Source organism: Aeromonas sp. MTB (assembly GCF_056632455.1).
Map to the genome: position 1 here is coordinate 3,952,928 of NZ_CP147026.1, position 24,719 is coordinate 3,977,646.

Genomic DNA, 24,719 nt, shown 5'->3' on the forward strand with positions numbered 1-24,719 from the left:
GTCGATGATACGTGGTGACGGGTCGTTTTAAAACGACAGGGTGGCCGGCTGGATGGCGGAGAAGTTCTCCTGCCCGGAAAAGAGAAAGGTAAAATCGCTCTCGCAGACTCGCTTCACCGCCGGATGCTGGATCATCCGCTCGGCGAAGATGACGTAATACTCCTCCATCAGATCCTGAGTTTCCCCGATCAGCATCACCCCCTCCCCCTCGAGGATCTCCTCCCGATAGATAGTCGGGGCCATGAAGATGCCCTGATTGAAGAAGCCAAACGCCTTCATCAAGGCGGCATCATCAAACTCGCCAAGAATGCTGGGGGAGACACCTTGCTGCTCGAACCACTGGGTCAGCTGACGCCCCATGGCAGTACGGCGACCGGGGATCAACAGCTTGCGCTCCTCCAGACAGGCGGGAAAGGGCTTCTCGGGCAACGGCGCCTTGCAGAAGAAGCTGACGCCACAGCCGCCCAGCCGTTTGGAGAGCAGCCCCGCATGCTGGCTGGAGTCCACCGGACAGTCGGAGAGGATCATATCGAGCTTGTGCTCGCTCAGCTGCTCCAGCAGCAGTTCGTGGGTCGATTCGAAACAGCGCAGATGGATGGAACCATCATTGGGGATGACAGAGAGCAGCACGCGGCTGGCAAGGCGCTTGGAGAGGGCATCGGCGATGCCTACGTCGAACAGGATCTGGCTCTCCTTGCGGTAGTTGACGATATCGAGCATCTCGTAGGAGAGGCTGAACATCTTGTCGGCATAGCGAAACACCAGCTGGCCCAGCTCGGTCGCCTCAAGAGAGCGCCCCTTGCGTTTGAGCAGCTTGCCCCCGAGGCGCTGCTCCAGCAGCTTGATCTGACCGGTGACGGTTTGCGGGGTCAAAAAAAGGGCTTCCGCTGCCTGGGTAACGGAGCCCTTCTTCTGAGTCATCCAGAAATAGTAGAGATGGTTGTAGTTAAGGTGTGACATCCGATGGGGTTCCCGCTTGACGCGGACTCCGGTAGCAGCTGAGTTCAACCGCCAGAATGTCATACATGTCACTGACCGAGTCAACCTTGTTCGCGCCAAACTGCTCCATCAGACTGGCCTTGAGGCGTGCCTTGTCCGGCATCCGGTCAGCGCAATAACGCTTGTTGGAACGCTTGACCATCTCGCCAGCCCGGCTGCTCAGCGCCCGCTCGGAGAAGGTCTCGCCAAAGCGCGCCTTGGCCTGCTTGTCCCCCAGCAGCAGGGCACTGTCTACCACTCCGTTCAGATAGGCAGAGCAGTTCGCCGAAGTGGCGTCCTGCTTGCAATCCTCCAGCCCGCCGGCCCATGCCGCGGGGCTCAACAACAGCATCAACAACCCTGTATGCAGCTTCATAGTCCCTCCGTACTCTGTTCCCCTTCACCCTTGGGAAGGGCCATGCGCAAGGCCAGATAGCCGACTACCGCCGCCATGGTAGAGCCCACCAGGATCCCGAGGCGAGAGTAGCTGCCGTAATCCAGCCCACCGTGCTCGAAGGCGAGCGACGCGATAAACATCGACATGGTGAACCCGATGCCACAGAGGATGCTGACCGCAAAAATCTGCTTGAAGTTGACCCCGGGCGGCAACTGGGCGATGCCCAGCTTGACCGACAGCCAGCTGATGGTGAACACCCCGAGCGGCTTGCCGATAAACAGCCCCAGCATGATCCCCATGGGTACCGGACTCAGCAGGGAGGAGAGACCAATCCCCTCCAGCGATACCCCTGCGTTGGCAAAGGCAAACAGCGGCAGGATCAGATAGGCACTCCAGGGGTGCAGTTGATGCTCCAGATACTTGAGCGGCGAGGCGTAACGCTTGCCGTTAAGCGGAACCATAAAGCCCACCACCACACCGGCCAACGTCGCATGGACACCAGACTTGAGCACCGCCACCCAGAGCACCAGACCGACCAGCATGTAGAGGCTGATCCTGTCCTCACCACGGCGATTCATCCAAAGCAGGGTGAGGGTTGCCAGAATACCGACGGCCAGCGCCTCCAGCGACAGCTGCTGGGTATAGAAAAGCGCGATGATGATGATAACACCCAGGTCATCCATGATGGCCAGCGCCAACAGGAACACCTTGAGGCTCACCGGCACCCGCTTGCCGAGCAGCGCCATCACCCCGAGGGCAAAGGCGATGTCGGTCGCAGCCGGAATCGCCCAGCCAGCACGCGCCACTTCATCCGAATAGTTGAAAAAGGCATAGATCAATGCCGGAGCCAGCATGCCGCCTACCGCCGCAATAGCCGGAAAAGTCGCTTGCACCCGAGAGGAGAGCGCCCCCTCCAGCATTTCACGCTTCACTTCCAGACCAACCAGCAGGAAGAAGATCGCCATAAAGCCATCGTTGATCCAGAGCAGCAGTGGCTTGTTGATGTCGAGAGCCGCGATGCGCACCTGCACCGGCGTGTCGAGAAACGCCTGATACCCGCCAGCCAGCGCGGTATTGGCTAAAATCATTGCCAGCATGGCAGCCATGATCAGAATAATTCCGGAGGCGGCCTCCAGCTTCAGGAACTTTTTGATTACGTCACTCATGGTTAATTTTTCCACAAAATTACTTGAATTTAAGTCTATAGCCTGCAACAACCAATGGAAAATCGTTTCTTGCAGCCAAAAACCTCGGAAAAATCGAAAGCAAAATAGAACTGGCCTACCTAGAACAGGTTTTGCCTGCGCCATATTCACAACTAAGTTAGCCAATAATGAGATTTTTAAATGTTTTTATATATAAAAAAAGGCGCCTCATGGCGCCTTTCTGTCAGATGGCGACGGGCGCCTTGATGCCGGGGTGGGGGTCATAACCCTCGATCTCGAAATCCTCGAACTTGTAATCGAAGATGGAGTCAGGTTTGCGCTTGATCACCAGGGTCGGCAGCGGGCGCGGCTCGCGGGAGAGCTGCAGAGCTGTCTGCTCCATGTGGTTGGAGTAGAGGTGCACATCACCACCGGTCCAGACGAAGTCACCCACTTCCAGATTGCACTGCTGGGCCATCATATGGGTCAGCAGGGCGTAGCTGGCAATGTTGAACGGCAAGCCGAGGAACACATCACAACTGCGCTGATAGAGCTGGCAGGAGAGCTTGCCGTCCGCCACATAGAACTGGAAGAAGGCGTGGCAGGGAGCCAGCGCCATCTTGTCCAATTCGCCCACGTTCCAGGCGGATACTATGATGCGGCGCGAATCCGGGTTGTGCTTGATGTCATCCACCGCCTTCTGGATCTGGTCGATGACAGACCCGTCAGCCGCAGGCCAAGAGCGCCACTGCGCGCCGTAAACCGGCCCCAGATCGCCATTCTCGTCGGCCCACTCATCCCAGATGCTGACGCCATTTTCCTTCAGATAGGCGGTATTGGTATCCCCATTGAGGAACCAGAGCAGCTCGTGAATGATGGAGCGCAGGTGGCACTTCTTGGTGGTCACCAGCGGGAACCCCTCCGCCAGATTGAAGCGCATCTGATGGCCGAACAGGGAGACAGTACCGGTGCCGGTACGGTCAGACTTGACGGTCCCCTCATCGAGGATTTTCTGCATCAGGTCGAGATAAGCTCGCATTATTTCGCCTCCTTCACGGCATTACCGAACAACTGCGGACGCTTGTAGGCGGCCCAAATCATCAGGGCACCGGCGATAATCATCGGGGTGGAGAGGATCTGGCCCATGCTGATCTCCTGGAAGTAGAGACCAAGCTGGCTGTCCGGCTGGCGCACAAACTCCACCAGGAAGCGGAACAGGCCGTAGAACAACAGGAACATGCCGGAGATGGCGCCGCGCGGCGGGTTCTTGCGCCAGAACAGGTTGAGGATGATGAACAGCACCACCCCTTCCAGTGCGAACTGGTAGAGCTGGGAGGGGTGACGAGGCTCGGGACCCGCCTCCGGGAAGATGATGGCCCAGGGCACATCGGTGACCCGGCCCCACAGCTCGCCGTTGAGGAAGTTGCCGATCCGGCCAACGCCGAGACCAAACGGAATGAGCGGTGCCACAAAGTCGGCCACGGTGAAGAAGTGGCGCTTGGTCTTGTGGGCAAACCAGATCATCGCGGTGATCACCCCGATCAGACCACCGTGGAACGACATACCGCCGGTCCAGATCTTGAACAGATAGGTGGGATCCGCGAGGAAGAGATCGAAGTTGTAGAACAGCACGTAACCGACACGGCCACCGAGGATCACCCCGAGGAAACCGTAAAACAGCAGATCCGACACCTCGTTGCGGGTCCAGCCGCTGTTCGGTGCATCGGCGCGACGGCCGGCAAGCCACATGGCAAACGCGAAACCGAACAGGTACATGAGACCATACCAGCGTACCGATAGTGGTCCCAAACTGAATGCTACGGGATCAATCTGCGAGAAAACCCAATATCCATCGTGCTGCATATGCGGCCCCAGTCAAAATAAAAGCCGCATTTTCCGATCATTCGTCAGCAGGGACAAGGCATGATTATCAATCACTCTGTTTCGATTTATGACCGGCTCGAAGCAAACCGCCCAAACCATGCTCCTCCAGATAGCGGGCAAACAGGCCGCGCAGTACGTGGGGGTTGTCATGTTTGAGGCCATCGGCCATCAGTTCGGTCAACTCGCTCAGAGTGGATTGACGCAGCACGTACTTGATCCGGGCGATGTTGTGGGTATTCATACTGAAGCGGCGATAACCCATGGCCAGCAGCAGCAATACACCGACCGGATCACCGGCCAGCTCGCCACACACCGACACCGGCTTCTGGTAGCGGTGGGAAGCATCAACCAGCTGTTGCAGGGCGCGGATCACCGCTGGATGGAAGGCATCGTAGATGTTGGCAACCCGGGAGTTGTTGCGATCCACCGCCAGCAGATACTGGGTCAGGTCATTGCTGCCCACCGACCAGAAGTCGATGAGCGGCGCCATCTCCGGCAAGATAAAGAGGGCTGAGGGCACCTCGATCATCACCCCGAGGCTGGGGTAGCGGATCACCGCATCGCGGCTCGCCGCCTCTTCCGACACCTCTCGCCACGCCTGATCCAGCAGACGACGGGAGGCTTTGATTTCGCTGACGCTGCTGATCATCGGCAGCATGATGGCCAGATTGTCCAGCCCTTCGCTGGCCCGCAGCATCGCCTTGAGCTGCACCAGAAACAGTTCGGGGTGATCCAGGGTGATCCGGATCCCCCGCCAGCCAAGGAAGGGGTTTTCCTCGACGATGGGGAAATAGGGTAACGGCTTGTCGCCGCCCACATCCAACGTCCGCATGCAGACCGGCCGGTTGCGGTAGGTCTCCAGAATGCCGCGATAGCGGGCAGTCTGCTCCCACTCCGAGGGGAAGCTCTCCTGCAGCATAAAGGGGATCTCGGTGCGATAGAGGCCCACCCCGTCCGCCAGCTGGTTGAGGGAGATCTCGGTATCGGCGCTGAGACCGGCGTTGAGCAACAGGGAGACCTTGGTGCCGTCGGCCGTCTCGGATGGCAGGTTGTCGACGCTGCGCACCAGGGTATCGAGCGCCCGCTCTTCGCTCAGCAGCTGACGATACTCGGTCAGGATCACCTGATTGGGCTCGATGAAGAGATCGCCGCTGTAGCCATCGACGACCAGCATGCGACCACCGATGTCACCAAGGGGCAGATCGACCCCCATGATGGCGGCGATCCCCATGGCGCGGGCCAGAATGGCCGCGTGGGAGTTGGTTCCCCCCTTGAGCGAGACCACCCCGGTCAGATACTCGCGGGGCACTTCCGCCAGAATGGTGGCGGTCACCTCGTCGGCAACCAGCACCACCGGCTCACCGATGGAGATATGTTCAGGTTCATTCTGCACCAGTCGGCTGATCAGCCGCTGAGCAATATCCTTCACGTCGGTGGAACGCTCCTGCAGGTAGGGATCCTTCATCCCTTTGAACTGCTCGATCAAGCGATCGCTGATGAGCTTGACTGCAGATACCGCAGTCCAGTGCTCCTTGCTCACCTTGTTGCGAATGGGCTTGATATAGCCGGGATCGCTGAGCAGATGGAGGTAGATATCGAAGATCGCCACCGAATCCTGGCTGTAGCTCTCGCGAAAACGCAGCGCCAGACTCTCCAAGTCGTGCCGCACTTCCTCAACCGCCAGCTCCAGCCGCGCCAGCTGGCTGGCATGGTCTTCATCCTTGCGCGGGGTAATGGACGAGAGCGCCTTGCGGGGCCGCCACACCCAGGCCTTGGCCATGGCGATGCCGCTGGCACCGGCAATACCGCGCAGCGGCTTGCTCCAGTCGGTCTTCTGCAACCACCCCTTGGCCTGCGCCTGGGCGATCCGCGCCGCCAGCTGGGCCGCCAGGGTGACCATGAAGGACTCTTCCCCCTCATCGAAGCGGCGACTCTCCTTCTGCTGCACCACCAGAATGCCGACCACCTGACGCTGGTGCATGATGGGGGCACCGAGGAAGGAGCGGAACGCCTCTTCGGCCACATCGGGCAGGAATTTGAAACTGGGATGCGCGGGGGCATCAGCCAGGTTGATCAGCTCTTCTCGCTGACCCACCAGACCGACGATGCCCTGCTCGTAGGGCAGAGTCACCTTGCCGACTGCGGACGGGGCCAAGCCGTCGGTAGCCGCCAGGCGATAGCGGCGCACCTCGGGTTCCGAGACATAGACGGAGCAGCAGTCCACTGCCATGGCGTGCCGGGTCTGGCTCACCAATGCCTGCAAGGCCTGCTCGAGGGTATTGGCCTCGGCCATGCTCTCGACGATACGTCTCAGTTCCGTTAACAACTAATCTGTGCTCCTTAACGGGCGCGATTGCGTCGCCCATCCTTCTTGTTGACCTGCACTGCCGGCACTGGCATCGCCAGCGGGGCAAACTCTTTCATGACCCGGCGGTAAACCTCCCGCTTGAACGAGACGACCTGCCGCACCGGGTACCAGAAGCTGACCCAACGCCAGTCGTCAAATTCGGGATGGCCATGACAGCCGAACTGGATCCGCGACTCCTTGCCCGAATTCAGCTGTAACAGGAACCATTTTTGTTTTTGGCCAATACAGACCGGTGAACTGTCCCAGCGGACAAGACGTTTGGGTAAACGGTACTTTAGCCAGTTACGACTGGTGGCCATGATGGTCACATCTTCGGGCTTGAGGCCAATCTCCTCATACAGCTCTCGATACATGGCCTGCTCTGGCGTTTCACCATCATCAACCCCCCCCTGCGGAAACTGCCAGGAGTGCTGCCCATAGCGTTTAGCCCACAACACTTGTCCTTCACGGTTACAGATCACGATACCGACATTGGGACGAAATCCGTCGCCATCAATCACGTGATCACCTTATAAAGGCTGAATCTATAAGGAGATTGTTCCACATTCACTCCGTGGCAGCAAACAAGGAGTGAATCCCCTGTTTCATGAATAACTTTCGATTTCAAACATACTTATAAACAAATCCAAGGATCCGCGCCCCCAAGTTGCCCACCCAGGCTGTGCATAAAGCTGTTAGCAAACGGGTATATACAGTACTTTTTAACTGTACGCGAAAAGTGCCTCTCCGTATCACCACGCGACATAAAATATAAAAAATCATTATTTTTTATAGACTTGAGGTAAGGCAACTGGATCTAGATCCATGTTCCCCCAAGAGTCAGATCCATGATCCGGATTGTGAACAAGTTCAACTGCTCAAAGATCCACCGCGGCGAAATTATCCACAGGAGTGGCACAATATCTACCCCGTTTACCCTGTAAAAATGGGGTGGCATTCACAATTTTTTGTAACATATCAGCGACTCCAATCACTTTCATCCACTTATCCAAGATTTCTGTGGATAACTGTGTGTAACATCATGCACAAACCCTTGGACAACTATTTCGAGGTCAAACCAGACCTGGAACACTATTCGATAAAATAGACAAAATCCTTTAAAATCATAATGATGAACTAATAGCCCCCAAATTCTCTGCATTTGATCTTATCCACTCAGGATCGGTTATAAAAACAGCGATCCTTCTCGGGATCCTCCCCTGTTAGAATATGGCGAGCAAGATGGAGCCAACTATGCCAAGCAATCCCCAATCCGAGCAGGAGTTATTGAGCCGCGCCTATGCCATGGCCGGCTTCACGCTGGCGCAGCTGGCCGCCGAGGCTGGCGTCGCTGTGCCCAAAGACCTGCGCCGTGACAAGGGGTGGGTCGGTCAGTTGATCGAGCTGCAACTGGGAGCCAGCGCCGGGAGCAAGCCGGAGCAAGACTTCCCGGAGCTGGGGATCGAACTCAAGACGATCCCCGTGGATCCTCAAGGCAAACCGCTGGAGACCACCTTCGTCTGCGTCGCCCCGCTGATCGGCGTCAGCGGCCAGCGCTGGGAGGAGTCCAACGTGCGCAACAAGCTATCCCGGGTGCTCTGGATCCCGGTGGAAGGCAGTCGGGAGATCCAGGTTGGCGAGCGGCGAGTCGGCATGCCGCTGATGTGGAGCCCGAATGAAGAGGAAGATCGGCTACTGCGTCAGGACTGGGAGGAGCTAATGGACATGATAGTGCTGGGAGAAGTGGAGCAGATCAGCGCACGCCACGGCCAGGTGATGCAACTGCGGCCCAAGGCGGCCAACAACAAGGCGCTGACTCGCGCCATCGGCCGCGATGGTCAACCCATCATGACCCTGCCCCGCGGCTTCTATCTCAAGATCGACTTTACCCACAGTTTGCTGCAACGCTATTTTGCCTTGCCGACTTGATCTGCCTTATCAACATCTTTGTCATATGGTGGTATAAAAATAGACAGGAGCCATTTTTAACTCACAGACAAGGAGGCGTCATGCCACTGATCAAACAGTTTTTGAAGTCCAAGCCCGAGGTCAAGGTGACCTTTGCAGTAGAGAAAGAGGCGGCTGCAGGGGCGGAACAGGTGATGCTGATCGGCGAGTTCACCCAGTGGCAACCGGTCGAGCTGAAACGCATGAAGAGCGGCGAGTTCAAAGCCACCCTCAATCTGCCGACCGACGGCCCGGGGTACTTCGAATATTGCTATCAGCTCATCACACCGACAGGGGAAACCCTCTACGAGAATGACTGGGCAGCGGATGACTATGTGCCAGGCCCCTTCGGGCGAGACAACTCGGTGGTACGGGTCATCCAGTAACGGCAACCAGAGAGCCAATAGACGGATACAAAAAAGGCTCGCCATTGGCGAGCCTTTTCACGACCTGTCGAGCTATTTGCCGACATACCGACACCAATTCGAATCGAATTAGTTGAGCTTCTCTTTGATACGAGCAGCTTTGCCGGACAGGTTGCGCAGGTAGTACAGTTTGGCGCGGCGAACATCACCACGACGCTTCAGTTCTACACTGTGGATCAGCGGAGAGTGAGTCTGGAATACACGCTCAACACCTTCGCCGTTGGAGATCTTGCGAACGGTGAAAGCAGAGTGCAGACCGCGGTTACGCTTGGCAATAACGATGCCTTCGAAAGCCTGCAGACGCTCTTTACCACCTTCTTTAACACGAACTTGAACACGTACAGTGTCGCCCTGGGCAAAAGCCGGGATGTCGGTACGCAGTTGCTCTTGTTCAAGCTGCTGAATAATCTTGCTCATTGTCTTTCCTTACCTAGGATAAACTGAAAACTCTACTTAACGCTGTCACGCACTTCGCGGACATACTCGGCAAGAAGTGATTCTTGCTCGTCAGTCAGAGCTAGGTTGTTAATAAGTTCCGGCCTTCTTTGCCAGGTTCGTCCGAGCGACTGCTTGAGACGCCAGCGTCGAATCACTTCGTGATTGCCGCTTGTCAGCGCCTCGGGCACCGCCAATCCATCCAACACCTCCGGCCGAGTATAGTGGGGATGATCCAGCAAGCCATCCGTAAAGGAGTCTTGCTCGGCACTGGCCTGATCGCCCAAAACCCCGGGGACCAGACGCGAAACCGCATCGATCAGGGTCATGGCAGGCAACTCGCCACCACTTAACACGTAATCCCCGATAGACCACTCTTCGTCGACTTCGGTTTGTATCACGCGTTCATCGATACCTTCGTATCGACCGGCTACCAGAATCAGTTTCTGATTCGTCGCCAACTCGGTTACGCCCGCTTGAGTCAGCTTGCGTCCCTGAGGAGAGAGATAGATGACTTTCGCCCCGTCTCCCGCTGCTTGCTTGGCTGCATGAATCGCGTCACGCAGCGGCTGAACCATCATTAACATGCCGGGCCCACCACCATAAGGACGATCATCGACCGTACGGTGTTTGTCGTGGGTAAACTCCCGGGGGTTCCAGCACTCAATCTGCAGCAGGCCACTCTTGACGGCCCGACCCGTTACCCCGTGCTCGGTAATGGCTCGGAACATTTCAGGGAAGAGGCTAATAACCCCAATCCACATAAGAAACCTCCGGCACCCGTGTTAGCGCGGGAAACTAGAAACCAGGATCCCAATCAACTTCGATTGTTCGAGCAGTCAGATCAATATTCTTGATCACCTGCTCTTCCAGGAACGGAATCAACCGCTCCTTTGCACCAAAGGCATCTTTTACATTGGCCTCAACCACCAACACATCGTTGGAGCCGGTTTCCATCAATTCGGTCACCTTGCCCAGGTCGTATCCCTTGGTGGTCACCACGGAGCAACCAATCAGGTCACGCCAGTAGAACTCACCTTCAGGCAACGCAGGCAACAGATCGGCGGGTACGCCAATCTCGACATTGGTCAATGCCAGGGCATCTTCGCGCACATCGATACCATCGAGTTTGCAGATCAGACCCTTGTTGTGACGTTTCCAGGATGAAACCCGAATTTCACGCCACGCCCCGTTCTGATTAATCAGCCAGGGGTTGTAATCGAAAATCGCTTCGGCAACATCGGTGAAGGAGTTCACTTTAAGCCAGCCCTTGATGCCATAAACGGTACCCAGGGTGCCCAGAACTACAGGTTTTTCCACCTTAACTCCTTACCGTTGGGCTGATTAAGCAGCTTTTTTAGCGTCTTTGATCAGCTTGGCAACGCGGTCAGAAACAGCGGCACCAGTAGCAACCCAATGCTCGATACGAGCCAGGTCCAGGTTCAGCTTTTCAGCTTGACCAGCAGCAACCGGGTTGAAGAAACCAACGCGCTCGATGAAGCGACCGTCACGGGCGCAACGGCTGTCAGAAACTACTACCTGGTAGAACGGACGCTTTTTCGCGCCACCACGTTGTAAACGAATGGTTACCATATCGTCCTCATTAACATCTAATGAACAAGGCCCGCAAACACGCGGACCCTAGCTTAAAATAAGCCGCGTAATTCTACTTGGATTCGTAATAATTGCAACCAAGCCAGCCATTTTTTGCGCAGAGCGGCAATGAAAAGGGGCCTGCCACTGCAGACCCCCATCAACACGCAGGCCGGATCAGAACGGGCCGCGACCGCCACCGAAACCGGGGGGCATCATGTTCTTCATCTGGCTCATCATCTTGCGCATACCGCCCTTGCCGGACATTTTCTTCATCATGCGCTGCATCTCGGTGAACTGTTTGAGCAGCTTGTTCACATCCTGCACCTGCATGCCGGAACCTGCGGCGATACGGCGTTTGCGGGAACCCTTGATGAGATCGGGGTGGGCGCGCTCCTTGGGCGTCATGGAGCTGATGATGGCCTCCATCCGCACAGTGAGCTTGTCATCCATCTGATCTTTAACGTTATCCGGCAGCCCGGACATGCCGGGCAGCTTGTCGAGCATGCCCATCATGCCGCCCATGTTGCGCATCTGGGCCAGCTGCTCGCGGAAATCTTCCAGATCGAAGCCTTTGCCACTTTTGACCTTACTGGCCAGCTTGGCCGCTTTCTCTTTATCGACGTTGCGCTCAACTTCCTCGATCAGAGAGAGCACATCGCCCATACCGAGGATGCGGGAGGCGAGACGATCCGGGTGGAACGGCTCCAGCGCATCGGTCTTTTCACCCATACCGATAAACTTGACCGGCTTGCCGGTGATGTGACGCACCGACAGAGCAGCACCACCACGGGCATCGCCGTCCGCCTTGGTAAGGATGACACCGGTGAGCGGCAGCGCTTCATTGAACGCCTTGGCGGTGTTGGCGGCATCCTGACCGGTCATGGCATCGACCACGAACAGGGTCTCAACCGGCTTGATGGTGGCATGCAGATCCTGAATCTCGGCCATCATCTCGCTATCGACGTGCAGACGACCGGCGGTATCGACGATCACCACGTCATAGAATTTCTTGCGCGCCTGATCGATGGCTGCGGTGGCGATATCGACCGGCTTCTGGCTGGCATCGCTCGGGAAGAAGTCGACACCGATGTCATTGGCCAGGGTTTCCAGCTGTTTGATCGCCGCCGGACGATAGACGTCGGCACTGACTACCAGCACCTTCTTCTTGCTGCGCTCTTTGAGCAGCTTGGCCAGTTTGCCAACTGTGGTGGTCTTACCGGCCCCCTGCAAACCGGCCATCAGAATGATCGCAGGCGGCTGGGCAGCCAGGTTGAGCTGTTCGTTGGCCTCCCCCATTACGGTGACCAGTTCACCGTGCACAATCTTGATGAATGCCTGGCCCGGGCTCAGGGATTTGGCCACTTCCTGCCCGACTGCGCGCTCTTTGACACGCGCGACGAACTCACGCACGACCGGCAGGGCGACATCCGCCTCGAGCAGCGCCATGCGGACTTCGCGCAGGGTTTCCTTGATATTGTCTTCGGTCAGGCGACCACGGCCACTGACATTGCGCAAGGTGCGCGAGAGTCGTTCAGTCAAATTCTCAAACATGACGGATTCCGGTTCTTGGCGTAATAAATTGGGGGCATTATAACCCAGAGCGGGCGCGAGGACGATTATTCACCGCACCGCAGCAGCAGGGACCTTCTCCCTATATATGGGCAGATCGGCCGTTGCACAACTGGCGAGCACTTCTCGTGCAAGGTATACTGCCCCTCTTACCCTCAAAAGCTTGTGCAACAACGACCTGGTTATGATCGTAATCTCTGTTCTGGCCCTGGCGTTTTATCTGCTGGCCATCATCGCCTCCCTGCATCTGTTACTGAGCGCCAAGCCGGTGGGACAGCGCTCCCTGTTTGCCTGTATCGGATTGGCCCTGATCGCCCACGCCAGCGCCCTCGGTTCAGAGGTATTGCAGAGTTACGGCCAGAACCTGAGCATGCTCAACGTTGCCTCGCTGGTCAGCCTCATCATCAGTTGCTTCATGACTTGCGTAACCCGCCGCTTCAACGGCTGGATCCTGCTGCCGGTAGTCTACAGCTTCTCGGCCCTGTTGCTGGCTGCCAGCGCCTTGATCCCGGGTCGCTACATAACCCATCTGGAGGCCCATCCCCAGCTGTTGCTGCACATCGGCCTCGCCCTGATGGCCTACTCGGTATTGATGATCGCCTGTCTGTTTGCGCTGCAGCTCGCCTGTCTGGACAAGCAGCTTAAATCTCGAAAAATCAGCAACCTGCCAGCCATGCCGCCACTGATGACAGTGGAGAAACGGCTGTTTCAGTTGATCTCTGCAGGGGTGCTGCTACTGACACTCTCCATCGCCTCCGGCCTCTTCTTCCTCGAAGATATGTTCGCTCAGGGCAAGTCTCACAAGGCAGTGCTCTCCATCCTGGCATGGTGTGTTTACGTGTTGCTGCTGTGGGGTCATCACACCTATGGCTGGCGCGGCCGCAAAGTCATCACGCTCAGTCTGATCGGCAGCTTCATCCTGACTCTTGCCTACTTTGGCAGTCGCTTCGTCAAAGAAGTGCTGTTGAGCTGACACCTATACTCTTTTAGCCATACCATCCAACAGGAGCCCTTTTTGGACAGCATCTCAACGAGTACATTACTGATTGTTCTCGTTATCTTGATCCTTCTTTCCGCCTTTTTCTCCAGTGCCGAAACCGGCCTGATGTCCATCAACCGCTACAAACTGCGGCATCTGGCACAGACCAAACACAAAGCCGCACGTCGCGTCGAGCAACTGCTCGCCCGCCCCGATCGCCTGCTGGGGCTGATCCTGATCGGCAACAATCTGGTCAATATTCTCGCCTCCGCCATCGCCACCATCGTCTGTATCCGGCTGTTTGGTGATCTCGGGGTCGCCATCGCCACCTTCGGCCTGACTCTGGTGGTGCTGGTATTCGGTGAAGTGACGCCAAAGACCCTGGCAGCCATGTTTCCGGAGAAGATCGCCTATCCCGCCTCCTGGATCCTCAAGGGGCTGATGGTGCCGCTCTCGCCGCTGGTCTGGCTGATCAACGGCATCACCAGCGGCCTGCTCAAGATGCTGAAGATCAATCCTAACAAGGATGACTCCCTCAACACCGAGGAACTGCGCACCATCGTCAATGAGGCGGGTAACCTGATCCCCCAGCGTCATCAAGAGATGCTGCTGAGCATTCTGGATCTCGACAAGATGCTGGTCGAAGACATCATGGTGCCGCGCAGCGATATCTACGCCATCGACATCAACGATGACTGGAAGAGCATCCAGCGCCAGCTGGCCCACTGCGCTCACACCAAGATCCTCCTCTATCGCGACAATATCGACGACGTTGTCGGCTTTTTGCACGCGCGCGATGCCCTGCGGCTGGTAGCCAGGGACCAGTTCAACAAATCGAGTCTGTTGCGGGAAGTAGACGAGATCTACTTCATTCCGGAAGGAACGCCGCTCAACGTGCAGCTGGCCAAATTCCAGCGCAACAAGGAGCGAATTGGCCTTATCGTCGACGAATACGGCGATATTCAGGGTCTAATCACTCTGGACGATATTCTGGAAGAGATCGTCGGCGACTTCACCACCTCCATGACGCCAGCGCCGAGCGACGAGATCCATCCCCAGTCAGATGGTTCTTATCTGGTCGAAGGCTCAGCCAATATTCGTGAACTAAACAAGGAAATGAACTGGCATCTGCCCATCGACGGCCCGCGTACCCTCAACGGTCTGATCCTCGAATATCTGGAGGAGATCCCCCAGCCCAACATCGGGATCCGGCTGGCCGGTTATCCTATCGAAATCCTCGATGTGGAGAACAACATGGTAAAGATGGCGCGGATCATGCCGGCATCGTACCGGGCGGAGTCGGATTCGCAAGATTGAAAAAGGGCTGCCAGTGGCAGCCCTTTTCTATTGCTCATTGTCACTGTTCATCTTCATCATCCGGCTCCAACACCAGCGTCGGGATCAACTCGCCAAACACCCTCTGTAGCTCGTCACGGTTGGCCAGCAGGTCTTGCAGCGTATAGCTGTCCATCACCGCCAGAAACGCATCCATCGCCTCTTTCAGCGCACTCTTGAGCAGACAGACAGAGACGATGTGACAAGCGGGCGAGCCGCAGTCAATGCCGTCCAGATTGCCTTCCAGCGCCCTGATCACCTGCCCGATATTGATGGTGGCGGGATCGCAAGCCATACGAATACCGCCATTCTTGCCACGCTGGGATTGCAGATAGCCCAGCTTCACCAGCTGATTGACCACCTTCACCATGTGGTTGCGGGAAACGCCATACAGGGCCGATACCTTGGCAACGCTCGACAACTCCCCTTCCGGCAGGGTGGCAAGATAGAGCAGGGCTCTCAATCCAAAATCTGTATAACTGGTTAGTCTCATAAAACCTGATTAGCGCGATGCGAAAAGTGGAGTATTGATTCAAATCAAATAAACATCTAGGATGCCACTTATTAAATGACATTTTATATGTTCAATTAGAACGAGGCCCCTATGCTAGATCAAACCACCGTTGCCGTCATCAAAAGCACTATTCCGCTGCTCGAATCGGCAGGCCCTGCCCTCACCCAGCACTTCTACCAGCGGATGTTCAGCCATAACCCGGAGCTGAAAGATATCTTCAACCTGGCCCACCAACGCAGTGGCGGCCAGCCGCTGGCCCTGTTCAATGCAGTCGCCGCGTATGCAAAGAATATCGACAATCTGGGGGCGCTCGCCGGTGCGGTCGAGCGGATTGCGCACAAACATACCGGATTCCTGATCCAGCCGGAACAATATCACATTGTAGGTAGTCATCTCTTGGCCACGCTCAAAGAATTGGGCGGAAGTGCGGTCACCGACGAAGTGCTGGAGGCTTGGGGCAAGGCGTATGGCGTGCTGGCAGACATCTTCATCGGCCGCGAGCAGGAGATCTATCAGGAGAAGGCCAATCAGGATGGCGGCTGGCAAGGTACCCGCACCTTCATCATCAAGGAGAAGCGAACCGAGAGCGACCTCATCACCTCCTTCCTGCTGGCTCCGGAAGATGGCAAGCCGGTGTTGGCCTTCAAACCGGGCCAATACCTCAGCATCAAGCTGGTTCACCCCGAGCTGGAATATCAGGAGATCCGTCAGTACTCCCTCTCCGATGCCCCCAACGGGCAGGACTACCGCATCAGCGTCAAGCGTGAACCGCAGGGTCAGGTCTCCAACCTGCTGCACGATCACCTGCAGGCGGGTGACAAGATCGAGGTGATGCCCCCTACCGGCGATTTCTACCTGAAAGCCGACAGCCAGACCCCGGTGGTACTGCTCTCCGCCGGTGTCGGCGTGACGCCGATGATGAGCATGCTCAACCAGCTGCTGGCGAGCGGCCATCAGGCAGAGATCACCTGGTTGCACGCCTGCGAACAGGGCGCTGTACACGCCTTCCGGGAGGATATTCAGCAAAAATCCCGCCAGCACCCCAACTTGCTGAGCCGGACCTGGTATCGGGAGCCGGAGGCCAGCGATGTACAGGGTGAAGATTACGACCTGGCCGGCACCATGGATCTGGCCGCAGTGAAGGAGCGCATCACGCCAGAGGCCCACTACTACTTCTGTGGCCCTGTCGGCTTCATGCAAGAGATCAAGCGGCAGCTGCTGGCGGCTGGGGTGCCAGCGGGGCAGCTCCATTACGAAGTTTTTGGCCCCCATCAAGATCTCTAAGGCGCAGGCAGCCATATAACAGAGGGAGGTTCCGGCCTGTCATGGCACGGCGGCTGGAACCGGACCCACAGGTGCAGATCTGTGGGTCATTTTTTTGGATCAGTGCATCGCCTTGGCGCGGGCCACCACGTTGGCCGGCATCCTGTTGCCAAGACGGTTGAGCAGAGTCGCCGCCTTCTGGTGCAGCGCCTTGTCACCGATGACGGAGCCATGGAGCCAGCGATAGGCGTCCTCATAATCGAGCGGACTGCCCATCCCCTGCAACAGCATCTCGACCCACTCGATGCGAGCCCGCAGAAAACCGAGGCTGGCTGCCTCGCGCATCAGGGTCTCGGCTCGCACCAGATCCTTCTGCACCAGGGTTCCTTTCCAGTAGTAGCGACCCAGCTGCTCCAGCGCCGGTGCCAACCCCTGATTGGCCGCCTCCCACATATATTGCACGCCAAGCTCGGCATTGGACTTGGTGCAGACACCCCACGCCAGCATATCCCCCCAGAGGAATTGATAGGCCGGGATCTTCATCACCGAGGCGCGCGCTTCGATATCCTGAGTCAGCTGACAGCGATCCTGCTTCACCTGAGTGAGGTGGCGCCCTTGCTCAATCCAGTTGAGCAGCTCGTCCTGACGATAGAGCGGCACCGCCTGCAACTCGCCTGCGGCCAGAGGTGCGGGAGGCGCCACCACAGCGGCAGGCTCAGCCGGTTTTGGCAGCGGCGCGGCCCCCTCGCCACTGCTGGCAACGGGTGTGACCGGCTCAGCCGGAAGCAAGGCGGGGACGGCCTCAGAGGGCGCTGGCGTAGCAGCAGAGACAGGCGCCGTTGCCACCGCAGCACTGCTTGCGGTCGGTGCCGATGCACTTGCTGCAGGCGCATCGCTCGATACGGCAGCCGATACCGCCTCGGCACCATAGAGGGGCGCGGTGAATGCACCGACAAGAACGAGAAGAGTAAGGGGTTTCATCATAAGGATCTCCTGCTGCACTCTGTTATCGGCACCAAGCCCCATCCCCTTAGCCTGCCGGGCGGCTCTCATCAATACAAAAGGGAGCCGAAGCTCCCTTGTTGGCACGGTTGACCCGCTTACTTGACGAAATCGACACCCAGCTGGATATCGGCTTTCAGGGTAGCCAGCATGCCTTCCATCGCTTCCTGCTCGAAGGCGCTCAGCTTACCGTAATCCAGTACGGTTTCGACGCCATTCTTGCCCAGCAGTACCGGCTGCGCGAAGAAGGTGGCGTGCTCGCCGTTGCCTTCCACGTAGGCGCACTCAACAACGTTGGCTTCGCCCTGCAGACCCTTGATGAGGGAGAGACCGAAACGGCAAGCCGCCTGACCCATGGAGAGGGTTGCGGAACCGCCACCAGCCTTGGCTTCAACCACTTCGGTACCGGCATTCTGGATGCGCTTGGTCATGGCTGCCACTTCTTCAGCAGTGAAGGAGGCACCTTCAATCTGGGAGAGCAGCGGCAGGATGGTGACGCCACTGTGACCACCGATCACGTTGACGCGTACTTTGTCGATGTTCAGCCCTTTGGCGGCGGCCACGAAGGTCTCGGCGCGGATCACGTCCAGGGTGGTGACACCGAACAGGCGACGCTTGTCATAGACACCGGCTTTCTTCAGCACTTCGGCGGCGATAGCCACAGTGGTGTTGACCGGGTTGGTGATGATGCCGATCAGTGCTTTCGGGCAAGTGGCCGCGCACTTCTCGACCAGATTCTTGACGATACCGGCGTTGATGTTGAACAGGTCGGAGCGATCCATCCCCGGCTTGCGTGCCACACCGGCGGAGATCAGCACCACATCGGCCCCAACCAGCGCAGGAGTCGGATCTTCACCGCAGAAGCCCTTGATGGCGACGTCGGTAGGAATATGACTGAGGTCAACGGCCACACCCGGGGTAACCGGGGCGATGTCATACAGGCTCAGCTCGGAGCCAGCCGGCAGACGGTTTTTCAACAGCAGAGCGAGGGCTTGACCGATGCCACCAGCGGCACCCAGAACGGCAACTTTCATGATCAACTCCATGTTTAAGCGTAGGTTTAAGGTTGTTTGTTGTTGTGCGCCCAACCTTAATGGATCCCCCCATAAAAAACAATCTGATAACAGTTGCAGTCACGGGTTCTGTGAGCCACGAAACACGCGGGAGCAAAAATTGGAGGGAAATACAAAAAGTTGGAGGAGAAGCACAGTTTTTCTGCACTTCTCCTTACCATAAAGAGGTAGATCTGAGGGTCTCAGGATTGGAATGCCAGCACCCGTTTTTCACACCAGCGAAAACCAATTGTTAACAATCCGTTTATCGCCAGATAAAGCCCACCAGCCACCCCGAACACAGCCAGGGTATCGTAGGTCTGGGCGTTCAACCCCTGCGCCAGCCCCATGATGTCCATGATGGTGATGGTACTGGCGAGGGAGCTCCCCTTGAGCACCAGGATCACCTCGTTGGAGTAGGCAGGAACCAGATGACGGGCGGCGTGGCGCACCTTCATCCACAAGGTCTGGCGGCCATTAAAACCAAGCGCACGACACGCCTCCACCTCACCAGCCGGGATGGCATCGAGCGCCCCCTTGAACAAGCGGGTGGAGTAGGCCGCCGTGTTGAGACCCAGCGCCAGCACGGCGCAAAACCAGGGCTGCTTGAGCAGCGGCCAGAGCGGGCTGGCTTTCAGCCACTCGAACTGGCCCGGCCCGTAGTAAATCAGGAAGATCTGGATAAGCAGCGGCGTACCGGTAAAGAGCAGCACCCACAGCTGCACCAGCTGGGTCGCCACCGGCAGGCGCAGCTCCAGCACCCAGGTCATCAGGGCTGCCAACACAATCCCCAGCAGCAGGCTGAACAGGGTCAGCTCCAGCGTGGTGACCAGACCGCCCAGCAACGTAACGAGATACTCTTGCATCAGTTAGCCTCCGTAGCGGCGAGTGTAGCGGGCAGCCAGTCCGAGGCCGTACTCGCTCACCAGACTGATGGCCAGATAGATGAGGGCCGCGGCGGCATACCAGGTGAACGGCTCATAGGTACTGGCCGAGGCCATCTGCGCCTGACGCATCATCTCGTTCACCCCGATAAGCGACACCAGCGCGGTATCTTTCAGCAATACCAACCACTGGTTGCCGAGACCCGGCAAGGCATGACGCCACGCCTGAGGCAACACGATGCGAAAGAAGATGTGGCTCTTGCTCAAACCCAGCGCCAGCGCCGCCAGCCGTTGACCTGAAGGCACCGCATTGAGCGCCGCCCGCAGGGTCTGGGTCGCATAGCTGGCGAACAGCAGGGAGAGCGCCAGCACGCCACAGGCGAACGGACTGAACTCCACATACTCGCCAGTGATGAGGAACAGCACCTGCGTCGAGCCGAAGTAGATGAACAGCACCACCAGCAACTCGGGCAGGCCACGGATCAGCGTGGTCAGGGTGGCCACCGGCCACACAAATGCACGCTGCTTGCTGAGCTCGGCGGCGCTGAACGCCAGTGCCAATACCATGCCCCCGACCAGTGATGCCAAGGCCAGCCCGAGGGTCATCCAGGCTGCATCCAACAACAGGCTCAACATGGCTTACTGCGCGAAGTATTTGTCGAAGATTTTCTGATAGGTGCCGTTGGCCTTGATCTCGGCCAGCCCCTTGTTCAGCTGGGTCAGCAGCTCCTGATTGCCCTTGGCCACCGCGATGCCAAAGCCGGTACCGAAGTACTTGGCATCGGTCACTGGCGTACCCACCACCGCATACTCCTTGTGCTGCTTCAGCCAGTCGGCTGCGACAGCAGTATCGGCAAAGACACCGTCGGTACGGCCATTCATCATGTCGAGGAAGGCGCTCTGGTAGCTGGCATAAGGCACGGTCAGCAGACCCTTGCTCACCCAGTTATCCACCAGATAGGACTGGTGGGAGGTGCCGTTCTGCACGCCGACTGTCTTGTCGACCATCTCTTCCGGCCCCTTGAAGGCCCCTTTCTTGGCGACGAATACTGCCGAGTTCTCGTAGTAGATGTCAGAGAAGTCGACCTGAGCGGCCCGCTCAGGGGTTACGTCCATGGCGGCGATGGCGGCATCATAGCGACGGAATTTGAGGCTGGGGATGAGGCTGTCAAAGGCCTGGTTGTGGAAGCTGCACTCCAGCTTGGCCTGCTCGCAGATGGCGCGCGCCAGATCGATGTCAAAACCCTGAAACTCGTTCTTGTCATCCAGGTATTCGAATGGCGCGTAGGTGGCCTCGGTGGCGAACTTGATCTCTTTGGCCATGACGGAGGTACTCAACAGGCCCATGGCAGCAACCAACAACAGACTCTTTTTCATGACAGCTTCCTTATCGATTCAGTATCAATGCATCAAGAATTCGGCAAACCGGCTGGTTTGCGGGGATTGGAAAATGGCAGCGGTGCCGGATTCGATGATCCGCCCTTTCTCCAGATAAATCACCTGACTGGCCACCTTGCGGGCAAAGTCGACCTCGTGGGTCACCACCACCTGGGTAATGCCGGTCTGGCTCAGGTTACGTATGATCTCGGCCACCTCCTTGGTGATCTCGGGATCGAGGGCGGCAGTCGGCTCGTCAAACAGCAGCACTTCCGGGTCCATCATCAGGGTACGGGCAATGGCCACCCGCTGCTGCTGACCGCCGGAGAGACGGGCAGGCCAGGCATCGCGCTTGTCGGCCAGTTGCAACTGGGCCAGCAGATAGGCCCCCTTCTCGATGGCGGCCTCCTTGCTCATGCCGAGCACCTTGACCGGCGCTTCAATCAGATTCTCCATCACAGTGAGATGTGGCCAGAGATTGTACTGCTGGAACACCATCCCCACCTTGCGACGCAGCAGCTGGGACTGGCGGTTGAATTCGGCAGCAGAGAGGGAGCTCGGGAAAGAAAATTCACTTTCGCCAATCCGCAGAACACCCGCATCCGGGGTATCCAGCAGATTCATCATCCGTAGCAGGGAACTCTTGCCAGCACCGCTCGGGCCCAGCAACACCAAGGTTTCACCGGGGGATGTCCGAAAGCTGACCTGTTGCAGAACCGGCACCTTGTGCCAGGACTTCTCGATACCTATTAATTCAATACCCATACAGCCCAATTGAATAAGTTTTCAAAATTTCATCCCGATTCTATCCCTAATAAAGGTTGATGCAAGCCATTTTTGAATCAATATGCAGAACAAGCGCCGCTTCCTTGCAAAAAACGGCATATGAATGCAAAATGGCCCCGCTGTTCGTATCTGCCGCCTGTATCGCACAGGCCGCCACACCTCCTCATTCGTGAGACCAAGATGAAACACAACGACAAGCAAGAAAAACTGGCCAAGGCCTTTAAAGCCTTGCTGAAAGAAGAGCGCTTTGGCTCCCAGGCAGAAATCGTCACCGCCCTGCAAGAGCTGGGCTTCGAGAACATCAACCAGTCCAAGGTATCGCGCATGCTGAGCCGCTTCGGCGCCGTTCGCACTCGCAACGCCAAGATGGAGATGGTCTACTGCCTGCCGGTGGAACTGGGCGTGCCCACCACCTCCAGCCCGCTCAAGAATCTGGTACTGGACGTCGATCACAACGGCGCACTGGTGGTGATCCACACCAGCCCGGGCGCTGCCCAGCTGATCGCCCGCCTGCTCGACTCCCTCGGCAAGGCAGAGGGGATCCTCGGTACCATCGCCGGTGATGACACCATCTTCATCACCCCGACCAGCGACACCGATATCGAAGAGCTCTATCTCTCCGCCCTCGAGCTGTTCGAACAGACGCCGTAATGGCCGCTACAGCGTCATAGCGGTCACGCCAGAACGAAAAATCCCGGCCAAGGCCGGGATTTTTGTTTTCTGCAGCTTCGTCAGGCGGGCTTATTTGCCCTGCGCCATCAGAAAACCCTCCGATGGGGCGAAGAAAGCCGCGCCGGTCACTGCCTTGGTGAAGCGCAGCAGGTGGTCGAAGTGGCTGCCCTCCCCCTTGTACATGCTGGCCAGCATGGCGTTGAAGTGCTGCGGTGTGCGGCAGCAGGAGATGAAGTAGAGCCCCTGCTCGGTCATGGTGCCCCAGGGCATGCTCTGGCGCAGGATCTCCATGGACTCCCCTTTCGGGGTTTTGAGGTTGACCCGCTTGATGTGGGCGGTCAGCGGCTTGGCGGCAGATTCATACTCGATGTTGTCGGGCTTGGTGCGACCGATAATGTCTTCCTGCTCTTTTTGCGCCAGCTTCTCCCAGTCGCTCATGGCGTGGACCCAGCGCTGGACGTGAATGTAGGAGCCACCGGCAAACTCGCCTTCCGCCAGCAGCGCCACTTCGGCACGGTGCTCATCCTGCGGGTTCTCGGTGCCATCAACGAAACCGGTCAGGTCACGGAAATCCAGGTTGCGGAAACCGTGCACCTCTTCGGCCAGCTCGACCAGTCCGGCCAGCAGCGCCATCACGCGGTGACCGGCGTGGTGCAGCACATCCACCCGATCGGCGCGCAGCTGAATAAAGAGATCAAACGGGGTGTTGGGGGCTTCTTGACCGTTGGCGGATTGCGCCATAAAGCTGCGGAACTGGGGCGGACGGGCGGCAGGGTAGAGACCATCCCAGGCATCGGCGCCAACGGCAACCAGACCGCTGAAACCGACATCGGGGAAATCGGCGGCAACCGCCTGCCACAGGGCGGGCAGTTTGGCCAGACGGCCGACCAGTTCGGCGGCATCGCCGGTACGATTGAACATCAGATAGAGGGCGTGCAGATTCGGCTCTGCGCAGATCCCGGCTTGGGCTTTCATATATCTCTCCCCTGAGTAGGCGTTAGCGTTACGGGCTATTTGCGTTGCGCGATTATAAACCAGAGTGGATCCAGTTCTTTGATTTCACGACGATATCACGCGTTCAGGGCAAAGGGTCAAACAACACCAGCCCATGGGGGGCAACCTTGATCCGTGCCCGCATCCCATCAAGGGGCTCGCCAATGCTCGCCTCCAGTTGCAGATCGCCACACTCGAACAGCACCCGGCAGTGGTGACCGAGGAACTGCTGCTCCACCACCTTGAGCTCGCCATCTGCGGCGCTCTCCAGCAGCAGTTGCTGGGGGCGGAGCATCAGCTGCAACTGCTCACCCACTGCGCGGCCATGAGGCTCACTGCCACAGATGACCCCGAGCGCCGTCTGTACGCAGTAGCTGTCCACTACCTCGGCAGCCAGATAGTTGACCCCGCCGAGAAACTCCGCCACGAAGCGGTTTTGCGGGCGGCGATAGAGCTGCTCCGGCTGACCCACCTGCTCGATATGACCGGCGCGAAACAGCGCCAGCCGATCGGCGAAGGCGAACGCCTCCTCCTTGCTGTGGCTGACGAAGATGGCGCCGATCCCCTGCTGCTTGAGCAAGGTGCGGATCTCGAGGATCAGCTTCATCCGCACCTGGGTATCGATGTTGGAGAAGGGCTCATCCAGCAGCATCAGCCGCGGCTTGCACACCAGCGCCCGGGCGATAGCCACCCGCTGCTGCTGACCACCGGAGAGCTGGTGCGGATAGCGATCCCCCAGCCCCTGCAGATTGACCAGCGCCAGCGCCTCGTCCACCTGCTGCTGGCGGGCGCGGCGATCGAGTTTGGTCAGGCCAAAGCCGACATTGTCGGCCACCGTCAGGTGGGGAAAGAGGGCGTAATCCTGAAAGATCATGCCGATGTTGCGCGCCTCGGGCGGCACGCTGGCACCCGGCCCGTCGAGCAGGGTATCGCCGAGGCGAATAGAGCCCTCTGCCAACGGCAGCAGCCCGGCGATGGCCTTGAGCAACGTGGTTTTGCCGCAGCCACTGGCTCCCAGCAGGCAGACGATCTCGTTGTCTGCCACCGTCAGGGAGAGCTGCTCCAGCACATTGCGGCCGTTGTAACGACAGCTGACATTTTCAACCTGCAAACAGGACAAGGCTGACTTCCTCTCGTTT

At 57.9% G+C, this 24,719-nt stretch carries 27 protein-coding genes; 6 read left to right on the forward strand and 21 right to left on the reverse strand.

What is annotated here, in order from left to right:
* Positions 1 to 27: 27 nt before the first annotated feature.
* The 7 genes from nhaR to rppH all read right to left on the reverse strand — a co-directional run bounded on the left by nhaR (position 28) and on the right by rppH (position 7,272).
* A complete protein-coding gene (gene nhaR / locus WBR25_RS18035; RefSeq protein WP_005340434.1) occupies positions 28 to 960 on the reverse strand; it encodes a transcriptional activator NhaR in 933 nt (310 codons plus the stop codon).
* Entirely contained in the window at positions 947 to 1,354 is a 408-nt protein-coding gene (locus WBR25_RS18040; RefSeq protein ID WP_005348920.1) for a Rossmann-fold NAD(P)-binding domain-containing protein, read from the reverse strand. The genes nhaR and WBR25_RS18040 overlap by 14 nt, the downstream gene beginning before the upstream one ends.
* On the reverse strand, positions 1,351 to 2,541 hold the full coding sequence (gene nhaA / locus WBR25_RS18045; protein ID WP_227273003.1) for a Na+/H+ antiporter NhaA: 1,191 nt from the start codon (positions 2,539 to 2,541) through the stop codon (positions 1,351 to 1,353). Before nhaA ends, WBR25_RS18040 begins: the two co-directional genes overlap by 4 nt.
* A gap of 223 nt (positions 2,542 to 2,764) precedes the next feature.
* Positions 2,765 to 3,559 carry a thymidylate synthase gene (gene thyA / locus WBR25_RS18050; RefSeq protein WP_005340427.1) on the reverse strand — a complete coding sequence of 265 codons (795 nt, stop codon included), beginning with the start codon at positions 3,557 to 3,559 and terminating at the stop codon, positions 2,765 to 2,767.
* Entirely contained in the window at positions 3,559 to 4,383 is an 825-nt protein-coding gene (gene lgt, locus WBR25_RS18055; RefSeq protein ID WP_031227775.1) for a prolipoprotein diacylglyceryl transferase, read from the reverse strand. The genes thyA and lgt overlap by 1 nt, the downstream gene beginning before the upstream one ends.
* Positions 4,384 to 4,450: 67 nt before the next feature.
* Positions 4,451 to 6,730, reverse strand: coding sequence for a phosphoenolpyruvate--protein phosphotransferase (gene ptsP, locus WBR25_RS18060; protein ID WP_479748821.1), 2,280 nt, complete (start codon positions 6,728 to 6,730; stop codon positions 4,451 to 4,453).
* A gap of 14 nt (positions 6,731 to 6,744) precedes the next feature.
* Entirely contained in the window at positions 6,745 to 7,272 is a 528-nt protein-coding gene (gene rppH / locus WBR25_RS18065) for an RNA pyrophosphohydrolase (RefSeq protein ID WP_005340421.1), read from the reverse strand.
* A 733-nt stretch (positions 7,273 to 8,005) separates the two neighbouring features.
* Here rppH and mutH point away from each other — a divergent pair.
* Positions 8,006 to 8,680, forward strand: coding sequence for a DNA mismatch repair endonuclease MutH (mutH, locus tag WBR25_RS18070; protein ID WP_270819808.1), 675 nt, complete (start codon positions 8,006 to 8,008; stop codon positions 8,678 to 8,680).
* 80 nt (positions 8,681 to 8,760) lie between these two features.
* Complete coding sequence (locus WBR25_RS18075; protein ID WP_199427880.1) at positions 8,761 to 9,084, forward strand: isoamylase early set domain-containing protein; 324 nt, start codon at positions 8,761 to 8,763, stop codon at positions 9,082 to 9,084.
* A gap of 108 nt (positions 9,085 to 9,192) precedes the next feature.
* Here WBR25_RS18075 and rplS read toward each other — a convergent pair whose 3' ends face one another.
* The 5 genes from rplS to ffh all read right to left on the reverse strand — a co-directional run bounded on the left by rplS (position 9,193) and on the right by ffh (position 12,705).
* Positions 9,193 to 9,540: a 50S ribosomal protein L19 gene (gene rplS, locus WBR25_RS18080; protein ID WP_005313505.1), complete on the reverse strand. Its 348-nt coding sequence runs from the start codon at positions 9,538 to 9,540 to the stop codon at positions 9,193 to 9,195.
* A 32-nt stretch (positions 9,541 to 9,572) separates the two neighbouring features.
* Positions 9,573 to 10,322 (reverse strand): tRNA (guanosine(37)-N1)-methyltransferase TrmD, encoded by a 750-nt coding sequence (trmD, locus tag WBR25_RS18085; protein WP_005340400.1) that lies wholly within the window; start codon positions 10,320 to 10,322, stop codon positions 9,573 to 9,575.
* A 34-nt stretch (positions 10,323 to 10,356) separates the two neighbouring features.
* The gene (gene rimM / locus WBR25_RS18090) at positions 10,357 to 10,878 is read right to left on the reverse strand and encodes a ribosome maturation factor RimM (RefSeq protein ID WP_005340394.1); all 522 of its coding nucleotides are present in this window, start codon (positions 10,876 to 10,878) and stop codon (positions 10,357 to 10,359) included.
* A 24-nt stretch (positions 10,879 to 10,902) separates the two neighbouring features.
* Positions 10,903 to 11,151 carry a 30S ribosomal protein S16 gene (gene rpsP / locus WBR25_RS18095; RefSeq protein WP_005340392.1) on the reverse strand — a complete coding sequence of 83 codons (249 nt, stop codon included), beginning with the start codon at positions 11,149 to 11,151 and terminating at the stop codon, positions 10,903 to 10,905.
* A gap of 177 nt (positions 11,152 to 11,328) precedes the next feature.
* Positions 11,329 to 12,705, reverse strand: coding sequence for a signal recognition particle protein (gene ffh, locus WBR25_RS18100; RefSeq protein ID WP_338710479.1), 1,377 nt, complete (start codon positions 12,703 to 12,705; stop codon positions 11,329 to 11,331).
* Positions 12,706 to 12,907: 202 nt separating this feature from the next.
* On the opposite strand from ffh, the gene WBR25_RS18105 reads away from it, so the two are divergent.
* On the forward strand, positions 12,908 to 13,696 hold the full coding sequence (locus WBR25_RS18105) for a cytochrome C assembly family protein (protein WP_005340390.1): 789 nt from the start codon (positions 12,908 to 12,910) through the stop codon (positions 13,694 to 13,696).
* 42 nt (positions 13,697 to 13,738) lie between these two features.
* Positions 13,739 to 15,019: an HlyC/CorC family transporter gene (locus WBR25_RS18110; protein WP_005348906.1), complete on the forward strand. Its 1,281-nt coding sequence runs from the start codon at positions 13,739 to 13,741 to the stop codon at positions 15,017 to 15,019.
* Between the two features lie 40 nt (positions 15,020 to 15,059).
* Here the strand turns inward: WBR25_RS18110 and WBR25_RS18115 are convergent, their stop codons facing one another.
* Positions 15,060 to 15,530: an Rrf2 family transcriptional regulator gene (locus WBR25_RS18115; protein ID WP_005340388.1), complete on the reverse strand. Its 471-nt coding sequence runs from the start codon at positions 15,528 to 15,530 to the stop codon at positions 15,060 to 15,062.
* Between the two features lie 111 nt (positions 15,531 to 15,641).
* Here WBR25_RS18115 and hmpA point away from each other — a divergent pair, with 111 nt between their 5' ends.
* Positions 15,642 to 16,835 carry an NO-inducible flavohemoprotein gene (gene hmpA / locus WBR25_RS18120; RefSeq protein ID WP_479748826.1) on the forward strand — a complete coding sequence of 398 codons (1,194 nt, stop codon included), beginning with the start codon at positions 15,642 to 15,644 and terminating at the stop codon, positions 16,833 to 16,835.
* 99 nt (positions 16,836 to 16,934) lie between these two features.
* On the opposite strand, the gene WBR25_RS18125 is transcribed toward hmpA, so the two are convergent.
* The 6 genes from WBR25_RS18125 to WBR25_RS18150 all read right to left on the reverse strand — a co-directional run bounded on the left by WBR25_RS18125 (position 16,935) and on the right by WBR25_RS18150 (position 21,894).
* Complete coding sequence (locus tag WBR25_RS18125; protein ID WP_005357982.1) at positions 16,935 to 17,519, reverse strand: tetratricopeptide repeat protein; 585 nt, start codon at positions 17,517 to 17,519, stop codon at positions 16,935 to 16,937.
* A gap of 395 nt (positions 17,520 to 17,914) precedes the next feature.
* The gene (mdh, locus tag WBR25_RS18130; RefSeq protein ID WP_005340384.1) at positions 17,915 to 18,850 is read right to left on the reverse strand and encodes a malate dehydrogenase; all 936 of its coding nucleotides are present in this window, start codon (positions 18,848 to 18,850) and stop codon (positions 17,915 to 17,917) included.
* A 221-nt stretch (positions 18,851 to 19,071) separates the two neighbouring features.
* Positions 19,072 to 19,734 (reverse strand): arginine ABC transporter permease ArtM, encoded by a 663-nt coding sequence (gene artM / locus WBR25_RS18135; RefSeq protein WP_479748829.1) that lies wholly within the window; start codon positions 19,732 to 19,734, stop codon positions 19,072 to 19,074.
* Between the two features lie 3 nt (positions 19,735 to 19,737).
* The gene (artQ, locus tag WBR25_RS18140; RefSeq protein ID WP_429122311.1) at positions 19,738 to 20,388 is read right to left on the reverse strand and encodes an arginine ABC transporter permease ArtQ; all 651 of its coding nucleotides are present in this window, start codon (positions 20,386 to 20,388) and stop codon (positions 19,738 to 19,740) included.
* A gap of 3 nt (positions 20,389 to 20,391) precedes the next feature.
* Entirely contained in the window at positions 20,392 to 21,129 is a 738-nt protein-coding gene (locus WBR25_RS18145) for a transporter substrate-binding domain-containing protein (RefSeq protein ID WP_005348898.1), read from the reverse strand.
* Between the two features lie 24 nt (positions 21,130 to 21,153).
* A complete protein-coding gene (locus tag WBR25_RS18150) occupies positions 21,154 to 21,894 on the reverse strand; it encodes an ATP-binding cassette domain-containing protein (protein WP_005348895.1) in 741 nt (246 codons plus the stop codon).
* 201 nt (positions 21,895 to 22,095) lie between these two features.
* On the opposite strand from WBR25_RS18150, the gene argR reads away from it, so the two are divergent.
* Positions 22,096 to 22,566, forward strand: coding sequence for a transcriptional regulator ArgR (gene argR / locus WBR25_RS18155; protein ID WP_005340378.1), 471 nt, complete (start codon positions 22,096 to 22,098; stop codon positions 22,564 to 22,566).
* A 90-nt stretch (positions 22,567 to 22,656) separates the two neighbouring features.
* Here the strand turns inward: argR and WBR25_RS18160 are convergent, their stop codons facing one another.
* Positions 22,657 to 23,562, reverse strand: coding sequence for a Dyp-type peroxidase (locus WBR25_RS18160; RefSeq protein WP_479748831.1), 906 nt, complete (start codon positions 23,560 to 23,562; stop codon positions 22,657 to 22,659).
* 103 nt (positions 23,563 to 23,665) lie between these two features.
* The gene (locus WBR25_RS18165) at positions 23,666 to 24,700 is read right to left on the reverse strand and encodes an ABC transporter ATP-binding protein (protein WP_139442978.1); all 1,035 of its coding nucleotides are present in this window, start codon (positions 24,698 to 24,700) and stop codon (positions 23,666 to 23,668) included.
* Between the last annotated feature and the right edge of the window lie 19 nt (positions 24,701 to 24,719).

What these genes read in the sequence shown, in the direction of transcription:
- artM (WP_479748829.1), bottom strand. Translation starts at nt 19,734, where the DNA reads ATGCAAGAGTATCTCGTTACGTTGCTGGGCGGTCTGGTCACCACGCTG.
- mdh (WP_005340384.1), bottom strand. Translation starts at nt 18,850, where the DNA reads ATGAAAGTTGCCGTTCTGGGTGCCGCTGGTGGCATCGGTCAAGCCCTC.
- rplS (WP_005313505.1), bottom strand. Translation starts at nt 9,540, where the DNA reads ATGAGCAAGATTATTCAGCAGCTTGAACAAGAGCAACTGCGTACCGAC.
- nhaA (WP_227273003.1), bottom strand. Translation starts at nt 2,541, where the DNA reads ATGAGTGACGTAATCAAAAAGTTCCTGAAGCTGGAGGCCGCCTCCGGA.
- WBR25_RS18145 (WP_005348898.1), bottom strand. Translation starts at nt 21,129, where the DNA reads ATGAAAAAGAGTCTGTTGTTGGTTGCTGCCATGGGCCTGTTGAGTACC.
- WBR25_RS18040 (WP_005348920.1), bottom strand. Translation starts at nt 1,354, where the DNA reads ATGAAGCTGCATACAGGGTTGTTGATGCTGTTGTTGAGCCCCGCGGCA.
- argR (WP_005340378.1), top strand. Translation starts at nt 22,096, where the DNA reads ATGAAACACAACGACAAGCAAGAAAAACTGGCCAAGGCCTTTAAAGCC.
- WBR25_RS18160 (WP_479748831.1), bottom strand. Translation starts at nt 23,562, where the DNA reads ATGAAAGCCCAAGCCGGGATCTGCGCAGAGCCGAATCTGCACGCCCTC.
- WBR25_RS18075 (WP_199427880.1), top strand. Translation starts at nt 8,761, where the DNA reads ATGCCACTGATCAAACAGTTTTTGAAGTCCAAGCCCGAGGTCAAGGTG.
- WBR25_RS18150 (WP_005348895.1), bottom strand. Translation starts at nt 21,894, where the DNA reads ATGGGTATTGAATTAATAGGTATCGAGAAGTCCTGGCACAAGGTGCCG.
- thyA (WP_005340427.1), bottom strand. Translation starts at nt 3,559, where the DNA reads ATGCGAGCTTATCTCGACCTGATGCAGAAAATCCTCGATGAGGGGACC.
- mutH (WP_270819808.1), top strand. Translation starts at nt 8,006, where the DNA reads ATGCCAAGCAATCCCCAATCCGAGCAGGAGTTATTGAGCCGCGCCTAT.
- ffh (WP_338710479.1), bottom strand. Translation starts at nt 12,705, where the DNA reads ATGTTTGAGAATTTGACTGAACGACTCTCGCGCACCTTGCGCAATGTC.
- trmD (WP_005340400.1), bottom strand. Translation starts at nt 10,322, where the DNA reads ATGTGGATTGGGGTTATTAGCCTCTTCCCTGAAATGTTCCGAGCCATT.
- hmpA (WP_479748826.1), top strand. Translation starts at nt 15,642, where the DNA reads ATGCTAGATCAAACCACCGTTGCCGTCATCAAAAGCACTATTCCGCTG.
- artQ (WP_429122311.1), bottom strand. Translation starts at nt 20,388, where the DNA reads ATGTTGAGCCTGTTGTTGGATGCAGCCTGGATGACCCTCGGGCTGGCC.
- WBR25_RS18105 (WP_005340390.1), top strand. Translation starts at nt 12,908, where the DNA reads ATGATCGTAATCTCTGTTCTGGCCCTGGCGTTTTATCTGCTGGCCATC.
- rpsP (WP_005340392.1), bottom strand. Translation starts at nt 11,151, where the DNA reads ATGGTAACCATTCGTTTACAACGTGGTGGCGCGAAAAAGCGTCCGTTC.
- nhaR (WP_005340434.1), bottom strand. Translation starts at nt 960, where the DNA reads ATGTCACACCTTAACTACAACCATCTCTACTATTTCTGGATGACTCAG.
- lgt (WP_031227775.1), bottom strand. Translation starts at nt 4,383, where the DNA reads ATGCAGCACGATGGATATTGGGTTTTCTCGCAGATTGATCCCGTAGCA.
- WBR25_RS18115 (WP_005340388.1), bottom strand. Translation starts at nt 15,530, where the DNA reads ATGAGACTAACCAGTTATACAGATTTTGGATTGAGAGCCCTGCTCTAT.